Below are 12,295 nucleotides of genomic sequence, written 5' to 3'. Positions count from 1 at the left end.
GCGGCCAGGCTTTCGATCGTGGCGGCCAGATAATCCTCTTCGTTGAAGAAGGGGATCAGGATGGTCCAGTCGTGCGACCCGTGGACGATGGCCGGCTTGGCCATGGCAAGGGCGTCGGAACATTGGGTGACGTCGAGCAGCATCGTTCGCGATCCATGAGCTTCCCGGTCGATCACCTTGGGGCGCGGGACACGGGCGGGCATCGCCCCTCCCTTCCCACGTCAGTCGAATGCCCCCCGGCAACCTCCCTCCAAGGGCATGACGACGCCGATCGCGCCGATCCGCACCACCCTCGTGAAAAATTGTTGAATCGATTTTCAGGGCGGTCGGCCGTAGAGATCGGGGTGCCGATCGCATCTGCGCAGGCCCTTCTTCATCCCGTTCGAGACATGATGCGAACCCTATCCGCCGTCGCCCGGTCGCCCCTGCCCTCGGCCCTGTTGCTCCTGCTGGTCGCGGTGCTGCTGCGCGCGCACGACTTCGGAAACCCGGTCATCCATGTCGACGAGCAATATTATCTGCTGGTCGGCGATCGGATGCTAAACGGGGCGCTGCCCTATGTCGACTTCTGGGACCGCAAGCCGCTGGGGCTGTTCCTGCTGTTCGAGGCGATGCGGCTGCTGCCCGGCAACGGCATCCTCGCCTATCAATGGACCGCGACGCTGTTCGCCGCCGCGACGGCGGGGCTGATCGCGCGTTCGGCCCGCCGGCTGGGAGCAAGGCCGCTCGGCGCCGGAGCGGCAGCGATCGCCTATATCCTGTGGCTCGGGTTCCTCAGCGGCCGGGGCGGGCAGTCGCCGGTCTTCTACAACCTGTTCACGGCAGCCGCAGGCTTGGCGACGCTGCGGTTGCCGGGTCTGGCCGAACGGCGCGACCTGCGCGCGATCATGGTGCAGGGCGCCGCCGTGTGCCTTCTCGCCGGTCTTGCCGTCCAGACCAAATACACCCCCGTGGTGGAGGGCGCATTTTTCGGCCTGGCGCATTGCTGGCACCTGCACCGCGCCGGTGCACGGTTGCCGCTGCTGGGGAGCGCAGCGCTCGGCTGGGCGCTGCTCGGGCTCGCCCCCACCCTCGCCGCGATCGCCTGGTATCATGCGCTCGGGCCTGAGATATTCGCGCGCTTCTGGTTCTCCAACTTCGCCTCGGTCGCGCTGCGCCGCGGCTATCCGGCCGCAAAGATCGCCGGACGCCTGGCCGGCACCGCTGCGCAGCTCTCCCCCTTCCTCGTCTGCGCCGGCCTCGCCTGGCGCTGGCGGCCGGACGAGCGGCGCGGGGAATATGGCGTGGCGTTCGGATGGCTGGGCGCCGCGCTGATCGGCTATGCAATGATCGGCGCCTTCTTCGATCATTATGCCCTGCCGCTCTTGGTACCGCTGGCGATCGTCGCCGCGCCCGCGCTCGGTCGATCGCGGGCAGCGCTGGCGGGCAGCGTGCTCGCCGCCGCCATCCTGGTCGCCTTCCACTGGGAGAGCGAGCCCGACGATCGCCGCTCGGCGCAGGCAACGGCTGCGGTGATGTCGGCGCATGCCCGTGCGGGCTGCCCCTATGTCTTCGCCGGCGATTCGATCCTCTACCATCTCTCCGGCACCTGTGTGCCGACCGCCTATGCCTTCCCCTCGACGCTCGCCTATGCGGCCGAGCAGGGCGCGACCGGCATCGACGAAGCCGCCGAGGTCCGCCGTATCATGGCCACCCGTCCGCCGGTAGTGGTGACGATGGACACCCCGCTCGCGCCGTGGAACCGCCAGAGCCTCGCGGTGATGACGCCGCTGCTCGCCCGCGACTATCGCCTCACGCTGGTCGAGCCGCGCGAGAATGCCCATGAACTCGTCTATGTCCGCCGCGATTTGACGCGCTAGGGGTTTACACGGGTGGCCTGCTTCGGCTTGGTGCCGCCCGAACATTCCGGGCTGGAAGGGTATCCGATGAAGCGCATCCTGTTGGTGGTCTTGGCGGCGATCGTGCTGGTCGGAGGCGCCGCCTTCGCCTTCACTCGCATCAAGCCGAGCGGCATTCCGGTGGTGCGCGCGGTCGCCGTCGCGACGCTGCCGCACGACACCGGTGCCTTCACCGAAGGCCTCTTCTTCGATCACGGCGCGATGTACGAAAGCACCGGCCAGGTCGGCGAATCCGTGATCCGCAAGGTCGATCCAGCCACCGGCAAGGTGGAGCAGGAAACCGCGCTTCCCGCCCCCTATTTCGGCGAAGGCATCGTCGCCTGGGGCGACAAGCTGTTCCAGCTGACCTGGCAGGACAAGACCGGCTTCATCTACGGGCTCGACAAGTTCGAGCCGCGCGGCACCTTCTCCTATACCGGCGAGGGCTGGAGCCTGACCCGCAACGACAAGGGCATCATCATGAGCGACGGCACGCCGGTGCTGCGCTTTCTCGATCCGAACACGATGCAGGTCACCTCGACGCTGCGGGTGACCGCCAATGGCTGCCCGCTCGCCAATCTCAACGAGCTGGAATGGGTCGACGGCCAGATCTACGCCAATATCTGGCAGACCAACCTGATCGCCAAGATCAATCCCGTCAGCGGCAAGGTCACCGGCTTCCTCGACGTGAGCGATCTCGGCCCGAAGGATCGCGGCACCGACAATGTGGCGAACGGCATTGCCTATGATGCGGGCACCAAGCGGCTGTTCGTCACCGGCAAGCGCTGGCCGCAGCTCTACCAGGTGAAGGAAGGCGATACCGTCGCCAAGTCGGCCGAGGCATCGAAGCTGACCAGCTGCAGCAGCCAGAACTAAGAATACGAATGCAATGGCTTCGGACGGATTGCGCCGCCCGATGGCCGCTCTACTCCCGGACACCGGAAGCCCGCTGGGCGACAACGATCCTGGGAGAGAATGATGTTGCGAACCCTGGCCGCGCTCGGCGCGCTTGCCTTCGCCGCCCCTGCGATGGCGCAGACCGCCCCTGCTACCGTCACCTCGCCCGACGGGCATCTGCAGGTCACCGTCGCCACCGACAATGACGGCCGCCCCTTCTACACCGTCGCCCGCGACGGCAAGCCGCTGGTCAACCCGTCGAAGCTCGGTTTCCTGTTCACCGACGCCCCCAAGCTCCAGCGCAACTTCCGCATCGAGGGCAGCAGCACCTCGGCCAGCGACACGAGCTGGGAGCAGCCCTGGGGCGAATGGAAGACGATCCGCGACAATCACAAGGAACTCCGCGTCCGCCTGAAGGAAACCACCGCGCTCGGCCGGGTGATGGAGCTGGTGTTCCGCGTCTTCGACGACGGCGTCGGCTTCCGCTACGAGCTTCCCGCCCAGCCCAACCTCAAGACGGCCCACATCCTCGACGAGATGACCGAATTCGCCTTCGCCCAGGATGGCGAGGCGTGGTGGCTGCCGGCGCATGAGTGGAACCGCGCGGAATATCTCTACGACCATACGCCGATCTCGTCGGTCGCGATGGCGCAGACGCCGATGACGATGAAGCTCGCCGACGGCACCCATATCGCGCTGCACGAGGCATCGCTGGTCAATTATGCCGGCATGTGGGCCCAGCGCGTGGAGGGCACCCGCTTTCGCGTCTCGCTGGTGCCGGGCGCCGGATCGGCCGCCGTCACCCGCGACGCGCCGTTCGTCACCCCGTGGCGGACGATGATCATCGCGAAGGACGCCCCCGGGCTCTACATGTCGCACATCGAGCTCAATCTGAACGAGGCCAACAAGCTGGGCGATGTCGGCTATTTCAAGCCGAGCAAATATGTCGGCGTGTGGTGGGAGATGCACCTCGACAAGTCGGGCTGGGGCTCCAAGCCGGTGCACGGCGCCACCACCGCCAACGTCCAGCGCTATATCGACTTCGCCGCCAAATACGGCTTCCCCGGCGTACTGGTGGAGGGGTGGAACGTCGGCTGGGACACCGCCTGGTTCGGCGACGGCAAGGGCTTCGACTTCGACCGGCCGACGCCGGACTTCGACGCCAAGCTGCTCGCCGACTATGCGAGCAAGAAGGGTGTCGCGCTGATCGGCCATAACGAGACCGGCGGCTCGATGAGCCACTATGAGAGCCAGCTCGAACGCGCGATGCGGTTCGCGCACGATCATGGCGAGCATGTCGTGAAGACGGGCTATGTCGCCGATGCCGGGCAGATCGAGCGGGTAGGCCCGAACGGCGAGCCGATGCGCGAATGGCACGACGGCCAGTTCTCGTCCAATCATCACCTCCGCGTGCTGGAGATGGCCCACCGCTACCAGGTCGCGATCGACGCGCACGAACCGATCAAGGATACGGGTCTTCGCCGCACCTATCCCAATTGGGTGAGCCGCGAGGGCGCGCGCGGCATGGAATATAACGCCTGGGGCGATCCGAAGAATCCGCCGAACCACGAAGCCAGCCTGTTCTTCGCCCGCATGCTCGCCGGGCCGATGGACTTCACCCCTGGCGTCCTCAGCCTCACCGGCAAGGGCGACACGCCGCTCCTGTCGACGGAGGCGAAGCAGCTGGCGCTCTATGTGGTGCTCTATTCGCCGGTGCAGATGGCGGCGGACCTGCCGGAGAATTACGAGAAGCACCTCGCCGCCTTCCAGTTCATCCGCGACGTCGCCGTCGACTGGGACGAGACGCGCGTGCTGAACGGCGCGGTCGGCGAATATGTGACCGTCGCCCGCAAGGCGCGCGGCGGCAGCGACTGGTTCCTGGGCGCGGTCGGCGACGACAAGGCCCACAGCCTGACCGTACCGCTGTCGTTCCTCGACGCGAGCAAGCGTTACGAGGCGCAGATCTACCGCGACGGCGACGATGCCGACTATCGCACCGAGAAGCGCCATTCGATCGTGATCGAGAAGCGCGCGGTGACCGCCGGCGACACGCTGACCGTGAAGCTGGCGCCGGGCGGCGGCCAGGCGATCCGGTTCAGGCTGGTGAAGTAAGGCTTGTTCCTGTCCTCCCCCTTGACGGGGGAGGATAGCGTAGCTTGGCAGCGTGCTGCCTAGCGCAGCTTGGAGAGGGTGAGCGGCGCGCAGCGCCGCGCGATTTGCGTCCCGCAAATCGCCCCCCTCTCCCTCCCACCGCCTCGCGGCGGCGGGCCCCTCCCTCCCCCGCAAGGGGGGAGGGTAAGCATCGCGAAGGCGGCAACCCTTGCCCCCTCCCCCCACGGCGCTATCACCGGCCCGCCAAGAACAAAGGGGAGGATCCAATGGCCAGTCTGTTCCGTCTCAAGCCCATCCATGCCGCGGCGGACCAGCCGCACGGGCATCAGCTCGCCCGCACGCTCAGCTGGTATCACCTCGTCGCCCTCGGGGTCGGCGCGATCGTCGGCACGGGCATCCTCACCCTGATCGGCGTCGGCGCGGACCGGGCCGGACCCGCCGTGATCCTCTCCTTCGTCGTCGCCGGCGCGATCTGCGCCTGCGCCGCACTCGCCTATGCCGAGCTGGCGACGAGCATTCCCGCCTCGGGCAGCGCTTATACCTACAGCTATGTGGCGCTGGGCGAGATCGTCGCCTGGGTGGTCGGCTGGAGCCTGCTCGCCGAATATACGCTGGTGGTCGCCACCGTCGCGGTCGGCTGGTCGGGCTATGCCACACCGTTCCTGCTCGGGCTCGGCGTGCCTCCCGAGCTCACCCATGGCCCGCAGATGGTCGCCGGCCACGTCGCGCACTGGGGCGTCAACGTGCCCGCGCTGTTCCTGGTCTGGCTGGTCGCCGGGCTGCTGATCCTCGGCACCCGCGAGAGCGCCACGCTCAACGCCATCCTCGTCGTCGTGAAGCTGATTGCGCTCGCCGTGTTCGTCGCGGTCGCTTTGCCCTATTTCGACGCCGCCAATTTCGATCCCTTCGCGCCGTTCGGCTATGCCAAGCATGCCAGCGGCGGGGTGGAGCGGGGCATGATGGCCGCCGCCGCGATCATCTTCTTCGCCTTCTACGGCTTCGACGCGATCTCCACTGCCGCCGAGGAAACCAAGAACCCCGGCCGCGACCTCGCGATCGGCATCGTCGGATCGATGGTCGCCTGCGTCGCCATCTACATGATCGTAGCGCTGACCGCCGTCGGCGCGCTTCACTATACCCGCTTTGCCGACAGCCCCGAGCCGCTGGCGCTGATCCTGCGCGAGATCGGCCAGCCCGGCGTCGCCAAGTTCCTCGCGCTCAGCGCGATCATCGCGCTGCCCACCGTCATCCTCGGCTTCCTGTTCGGGCAGAGCCGCATCTTCTTCGTGATGGCGCGCGACGGGCTCCTCCCCAAGGGGCTCGCCAAGGTCTCGCGTCGCGGGTCGCCGGTGCGGATCACGCTGTTCACGGCGGCGATCGTCAGCTTCTTCGCCGCCTTCCTGCCGATCGACGAGATCGCGGCGCTCGCCAATGCCGGCACGCTGACCGCCTTTGCGGCCGTCGGCCTCTGCCTGCTGGTGCTGCGCCGCCGCGCGCCCGAGCTCGCCCGTCCGTTCCGCACCCCGGGCGCATGGGTCGTCGGCCTCGGCGCGATCTTCGGCTGCTTCTACCTGTTCCTCAGCTTGCCGACCAAGACGCAGCTCTGGTTCGGCTGCTGGAACCTCTTGGGTCTCGTCGTCTATTTCGCCTATGCCCGCCGCAACGCAGCAAAGGGTGACGCATGAGCGGTTGGACGATCGGGATCATCGGCGGTTCGGGCCTCTACGATGTCGAGGGCATCGAGGGCGGCGAATGGGTAGAGGTGGCGAGCCCCTGGGGCACGCCGTCCGACGCCTGCTTCGTCGGCCATGTCGGCCCTGTGAAGGTGGTGTTCCTGCCGCGCCACGGCCGCGGCCACCGCATCAGCCCCACGGACCTCAACGTTCGCGCCAATATCGACGTGCTGAAGCGGCTGGGCGTCACCGACGTGCTGGCGGTCTCCTCGGTCGGCTCGCTCGCCGAGGAGCGCGCGCCCGGCACCTTCACCATCGCCGACCAGTTCATCGATCGCACCAAGGGCCGCCCGTCCAGCTTCTTCGGCACCGGGCTGGTGGCGCATGTCTCGATGGCCGATCCGGTCTGCCCGCGTCTCTCGGCACTCGCGGCCGAAGCGGCGCAGGCGGCGGGGGCCACGACGCAGGTCGGCGGCACCTATCTGGCGATGGAAGGCCCGCAATTCTCGACCCGCGCCGAGAGCAACCTCTATCGCAGCTGGGGCTGCGACATCATCGGCATGACCGCGATGCCCGAGGCCAAGCTCGCCCGCGAGGCCGAGCTGCCCTATGCGCTGGTCGGCATGGTCACCGATTATGACTGCTGGCGCGCGGGCGAGGAAGCCGTCGACGTGGCGCAGGTGATCGCCCAGCTTTCCAGCAATGCCGAGAAGGCACGGAAGATGGTGATGCACCTGCTCCGCGCCCTTCCCGCCGAGCGCACGCCGAGCCCGATCGACACCTGCCTCGACACCGCGCTGATCACTGCGCCCTCTGCGCGCGATCCGGAGCTGCTAGCGAAGCTCGACGCCGTAGCCGGCCGGGTGCTCGGCTGATGGCGCGCGCAGTTCTTGCAGCGGTGGCGCTGCTCGCCGCCACCCCGGCGCTGGCGCAGGAGGCGCCGGTCGATCGGTCGCAGGATCTGGCGTGGCAGAGCGCCCAGTCGCTCGCGCTGGCCAGCCGCAGCTCGGCGCAGGGCTGGCGCGTGCTGGATGGCGGCCTGCGCTGGCGCCGGGTCAAGGGCAACGGCTCGGGCGCGCACCCCAAGGTCAGCGACATGGTCACGCTGCACTATGCCGGCAGCTTCGTCGACGGGACCGAGTTCGACAGCTCCTATGGCGGGCCGCCTGCCAGCTTCCCGCTCGACCAGCTGATCCGCGCCTGGCAGATCGCGGTGCCGCTGATGGGCGTGGGCGACACGATCGAGATCGCCGTGCCCGCCGAGCTCGGCTACGGCTTCCGCGGCAAGGGCCCGATCCCCGGCGGCGCGACCCTGCTGTTCAAGATCGAGCTGCTCGGCATCGGCGGCTGATACGAAAACGGCCCCGCTTCGTGGGGAAGCGGGGCCGCAGTTTCAGGATTATGTGACGATCAGGCGAAGCGTACCTGCGCCTTGCGGGTGCGATAGCGCATCGCCCCGCCGAGCATGCCGACGCCCACGATCAGCATCGCCCAGCTCTCCGGTTCCGGCACCGCGTTGCCCGCAGCAGCATAGGCTCGGAAAACGTCGGCAGTGGTTGCCGCATACCCGCTATTGGCCAGCACATCGACCTTCGTGTTCCAGCCGATCGCGTCGAGCAGCGCGAGGTCTGCCGCGGTAACCGCAGCCTCACGCCCATCGCACAGATAGGGGTTCATCACGCCGACAAAGTTGCTGCAGCTGCCGTTCGCCTTCCAGTGCGAGGCCTGCCAGCCATCGCCATAATTCTCACCGGTCGAGAAATAGGCATCGCCCTGAAAGGCGGTCTTGCCGCCGTCGATCGAGAAATAGGACGGCTGGTCGAACGCCCAGTTGAGCTTGTCCTCGCCGCTATAGCGGAAAAAATCCGCCGCATAGCCCCACCAGTAATTGTCGGTCTTGAAGCCCGAGCCTACCGAATAGTCAAAATCGTCGGCTGCGCTGAGGAAGCCGAGCGCGTGGCCCATTTCGTGGATCGCGACACCGATAAAGTCGGAGGTACCGCTCTTGATGCCGTCGACCGGGTTGAAATCGAACTTGAAATCGCTCGAAAACTGGATCGTTGCGTCCACGGTCGCGGCCGCAGCGCCGAGCGCCTGGGCATTGGCGCTGCTGAGCGCCATGGTGTTGCTGATCGGCTTGCCGTCCGGCGTCAGGCGCGTGCCCGAAGCAGCGACGCCGTCCAGCGTCGCGGGCTTGGCGTAATCGGGTACGATGGCCGAGACGCTGCCCGAGCTGCTCAGCGGCGCGAGGTGGGCGAGCACGCTCGCATCGAGCGGCGACGTGGCGTTGGCAGCCAGCGCGCCATAATAGCTGCTCGTCCCGACATTGGTGAGAAGCGTGCTGCTCGTCCCACCCAGAATACCCGGGCCGAGATGCGCGAAGCCGACATCGAAGTGCAACGTCACATTGCTGGTGAGAACACTTTCCCAATAGCTGGCGGCGATCTTGAAGCCGAGCTCGGCGGGAGAGCCGGTGACACCGCCGATGTCGTTGAGAACGATCTTCGTCTGCGCCTGTGCCGATCCGGCGGCGGCGAGGCTTAAACCAAGGGCGGCTGTGGTAGCCAGCAACACCTTCCCCATCGTCTTCATCTTGTCCCCCATTTGCTGTGATGGTCGTCGATCACCCCGATTGTGTCGTTGATCGAACGTTAAGCAAATTGATCCGAGATGGATCATCGGTCAAGCAAATATGGCGGCAAGTGCAGGACGCCCCTTTTCCTTCGCGAAAGGGGCCGTCACCCCCGTCGCCAGCACCGTGCGCCGCGGCGGGACGCCCGGTATTCATGGCTGAACAGGGCGTGCAGTGTTGATCCGCGCGCGCCTTCGGCGCGCTGAGGCCTATGCCCTCCGATATGCCCCGCCCCGCTTGCGGACCGCCACAAAAACAAAGGCGACGCCCTGCTGGTGCAGGACGCCGCCCGGAAGTTCCGCCCGGAAGGGCGATCAGGCTGCGAGCTTGCGCAGCACGTAGTGCAGGATGCCGCCGTTGAGGAAATATTCCAGCTCGTTGACGGTATCGATCCGGCAGCGGGTGAGGAAGGTTTCCGACGAGCCGTCGGCGCGGGTCAGCTTCACTTCCACGTCCTGGCGCGGGCGGAGACCCGCGACGCCGGTGATGGTGAAGGTTTCCGAGCCGTCCAGCTTCAGCGTCTCGCGGGTCACGCCCTCGGCGAACTGCAGCGGCAGCACGCCCATGCCGACCAGGTTCGAGCGGTGGATGCGCTCGAAGCTCTCGGTGATCACCGCGCGCACGCCGAGCAGGTTGGTGCCCTTCGCCGCCCAGTCGCGCGACGAGCCGGTGCCATATTCCTTGCCCGCCACGATGACGAGCGCGGTGCCGTCGGCCTTGTGGCGCATCGCGGCGTCGTAGATCGGCATCACTTCGCCGGCATATTTGGTCATGCCGCCTTCGACGCCCGGCACCATCTCGTTCTTGATGCGGATGTTGGCGAAGGTGCCGCGGACCATGACTTCATCGTTGCCGCGGCGCGCGCCGTAGCTGTTGAAGTCCTTCTTCGCCACCTGGTGCTGCTGGAGGAACACGCCGGCGGGGCTGTCCGCCTTGATGCTGCCGGCGGGCGAGATGTGATCGGTGGTGATCGAATCGCCCAGGATCGCCAGCGGCTTGGCGTCGACGATGTCCTGCACCGGCGCCGGGGTCATCGACATGCCCTCGAAGTACGGCGGGTTGTGGATGTAGGTCGAACTGGTCGGCCAGGCATAGGTGTCCGACACGGTGACGCTGATGCCCTGCCAGTGGCTGTCGCCCAGATAGACGTTGCCGTAGCGCGAGCGGAACATCTCGTCGTCGATGTTGGCCGAGATCAGGCCCTGGATTTCCTCGTTCGAGGGCCAGATGTCCTTGAGGAAGACCGGGCCGTTGGTGCCCTGGCCGATCGGCGTCTCGTACATGTCCTCGGTCACCGTGCCCTTCAGCGCATAGGCGACGACGAGCGGCGGCGAGGCGAGGAAGTTGGCGCGGACGTCCGGCGAGACGCGGCCCTCGAAGTTGCGGTTGCCCGACAGCACTGAGGCGGCGACGATGTCGTTGCCGTTGATCGCCGCCGAGATCGGCTCCGCCAGCGGACCCGAATTGCCGATGCAGGTGGTGCAGCCATAGCCGACCAGGTTGAAGCCGATCGCGTCGAGATCCTCGGTGAGGCCGGCCTTGTTCAGATAGTCGGTGACCACCTGCGACCCCGGCGCCAGCGAGGTCTTCACCCACGGCTTGCGGGTGAGACCCAGCGCGCGCGCCTTGCGGGCGACGAGGCCGGCGGCGATCAGCACCGAGGGGTTCGAGGTGTTGGTGCAGCTGGTGATCGCGGCGATCACCACGTCGCCGTCGCCGATGTCATGGTCGCGACCCTCGACGCTCACGCGCGCGGGCTGCTCCTTCTTGTACACCTTGGTCAGGTCGCCGTTGAACACTTCGTCGACGCTGTCGAGGCTGACGCGGTCCTGCGGACGCTTGGGACCCGCGAGCGACGGACGCACCGTCGACATGTCGAGCTCGAGCGTGTCGGTGAAGATCGGCTCGGGGCCGCTGACGTCGTGCCACATGCCCTGCGCCTTGGCATAGGCTTCGACCAGCGCGACATTCTCGTCGCTGCGGCCGGTGAGGCGCATGTAATCGAGCGTCTTGTCGTCGATCGGGAAGAAGCCGCAGGTCGCGCCATATTCCGGCGCCATGTTGGCGATGGTCGCACGGTCGGCGAGCGTCATCGAATGCAGGCCGGGGCCGTAGAACTCGACGAAGCGGCCGACGACGCCCTTGGCGCGCAGCATCTGGGTGACGGTGAGCACCAGATCGGTCGCGGTGATGCCTTCCGGCAGCTTGCCGGTGAGCTTGAAGCCGACGACTTCGGGGATCAGCATCGACACCGGCTGGCCGAGCATTGCGGCCTCCGCCTCGATGCCGCCCACGCCCCAGCCGAGCACGCCGAGGCCGTTGACCATCGTGGTGTGGCTGTCGGTGCCGACCAGCGTGTCCGGATAGGCGATGGTCGCGCCGTCGGGCGCCTGCGACGACCAGATCGACTGCGAGATATATTCCAGGTTCACCTGGTGGCAGATGCCGGTGCCCGGCGGGACGACCGAGAAGTTGTTGAGCGCCTTGGAGCCCCACTTGAGGAACTCGTAGCGCTCCGCGTTGCGCTCGTACTCGAGCTTGACGTTGTCGTCGAACGCCTGGGGCGTGCCGAACTCGTCGACCATCACCGAGTGGTCGATCACGAGGTGCACCGGCACCAGCGGGTTGATCTTGGCCGCGTCGCCGCCGAGCTTGGTGATCGCGTCGCGCATCGCGGCGAGATCGACCACACAGGGCACGCCGGTGAAGTCCTGCATCAGCACGCGCGCGGGGCGATACTGGATTTCGCGGCTGGGGGCCTTGGGGTTCTGCTGCCAGTCGACGATCGCCTGGGCGTCCTCGGGCGTGACGGTCACGCCGTCGTCGAAGCGGAGCATGTTCTCCAGCAGCACCTTCATCGAGAAGGGCAGGCGGCTGATGTCGCCGAGCTTCGCCGCCGCCTTGGGGAGCGAGTAGAAGCTGTAGGTCTTGCCGGAGACGGTGAGCGAGTCACGCGTGCCGAGCGTATCGTTGCCGATGGCGGTCATGAGGCGCGGGGTCCTTTCCCTGATCTGGTCCGCCGGGCGCTCGGTGGACGCAGCCCATTATAGGCCGCGCGGGCGCACCGTCGGGGTGCTGCGAATGCGAAGATTCGCGAGGGGCCT

General features: G+C 67.0%; 8 protein-coding genes and 1 pseudogene. 6 read left to right on the top strand and 3 right to left on the bottom strand.

Annotated features, from left to right (window positions below; translation table 11 throughout):
* Nucleotides 1–203, bottom strand: a pseudogene (locus QZ814_RS15350) (hypothetical protein); the annotation flags it as partial.
* 186 nt (nucleotides 204–389) lie between these two features.
* Here QZ814_RS15350 and QZ814_RS15345 point away from each other — a divergent pair.
* From QZ814_RS15345 to QZ814_RS15320, 6 genes are all read left to right on the top strand, one after another.
* Nucleotides 390–1,859: a hypothetical protein gene (locus tag QZ814_RS15345; RefSeq protein ID WP_294333951.1), complete on the top strand. Its 1,470-nt coding sequence runs from the start codon at nucleotides 390–392 to the stop codon at nucleotides 1,857–1,859.
* 66 nt (nucleotides 1,860–1,925) lie between these two features.
* Nucleotides 1,926–2,753, top strand: coding sequence for a glutaminyl-peptide cyclotransferase (locus QZ814_RS15340; RefSeq protein WP_294333949.1), 828 nt, complete (start codon nucleotides 1,926–1,928; stop codon nucleotides 2,751–2,753).
* Between the two features lie 99 nt (nucleotides 2,754–2,852).
* Complete coding sequence (locus QZ814_RS15335; RefSeq protein ID WP_294333948.1) at nucleotides 2,853–4,886, top strand: glycoside hydrolase family 97 protein; 2,034 nt, start codon at nucleotides 2,853–2,855, stop codon at nucleotides 4,884–4,886.
* Nucleotides 4,887–5,152: 266 nt separating this feature from the next.
* Nucleotides 5,153–6,571, top strand: a complete 1,419-nt coding sequence (locus QZ814_RS15330) for an amino acid permease (RefSeq protein WP_294333946.1) — start codon at nucleotides 5,153–5,155, stop codon at nucleotides 6,569–6,571.
* The gene (locus QZ814_RS15325; RefSeq protein WP_294333944.1) at nucleotides 6,568–7,434 is read left to right on the top strand and encodes an S-methyl-5'-thioadenosine phosphorylase; all 867 of its coding nucleotides are present in this window, start codon (nucleotides 6,568–6,570) and stop codon (nucleotides 7,432–7,434) included. The genes QZ814_RS15330 and QZ814_RS15325 overlap by 4 nt, the downstream gene beginning before the upstream one ends.
* Nucleotides 7,434–7,910: an FKBP-type peptidyl-prolyl cis-trans isomerase gene (locus QZ814_RS15320; RefSeq protein ID WP_294333941.1), complete on the top strand. Its 477-nt coding sequence runs from the start codon at nucleotides 7,434–7,436 to the stop codon at nucleotides 7,908–7,910. Before QZ814_RS15325 ends, QZ814_RS15320 begins: the two co-directional genes overlap by 1 nt.
* A 59-nt stretch (nucleotides 7,911–7,969) precedes the next feature.
* On the opposite strand, the gene QZ814_RS15315 is transcribed toward QZ814_RS15320, so the two are convergent.
* Together QZ814_RS15315 and acnA are read right to left on the bottom strand one after the other, a co-directional pair.
* Nucleotides 7,970–9,151: an NF038122 family metalloprotease gene (locus QZ814_RS15315; RefSeq protein ID WP_294333938.1), complete on the bottom strand. Its 1,182-nt coding sequence runs from the start codon at nucleotides 9,149–9,151 to the stop codon at nucleotides 7,970–7,972.
* Between the two features lie 354 nt (nucleotides 9,152–9,505).
* The gene (gene acnA, locus QZ814_RS15310; RefSeq protein ID WP_294333934.1) at nucleotides 9,506–12,178 is read right to left on the bottom strand and encodes an aconitate hydratase AcnA; all 2,673 of its coding nucleotides are present in this window, start codon (nucleotides 12,176–12,178) and stop codon (nucleotides 9,506–9,508) included.
* Nucleotides 12,179–12,295 lie beyond the last annotated feature (117 nt).

This window comes from uncultured Sphingomonas sp. (assembly GCF_913777625.1).
Taxonomy (GTDB): Bacteria; Pseudomonadota; Alphaproteobacteria; order Sphingomonadales; family Sphingomonadaceae; genus Sphingomonas.
The sequence above is the reverse complement of the archived record's forward strand: the minus strand, read 5'-3'. Positions and strand labels throughout refer to the sequence as shown.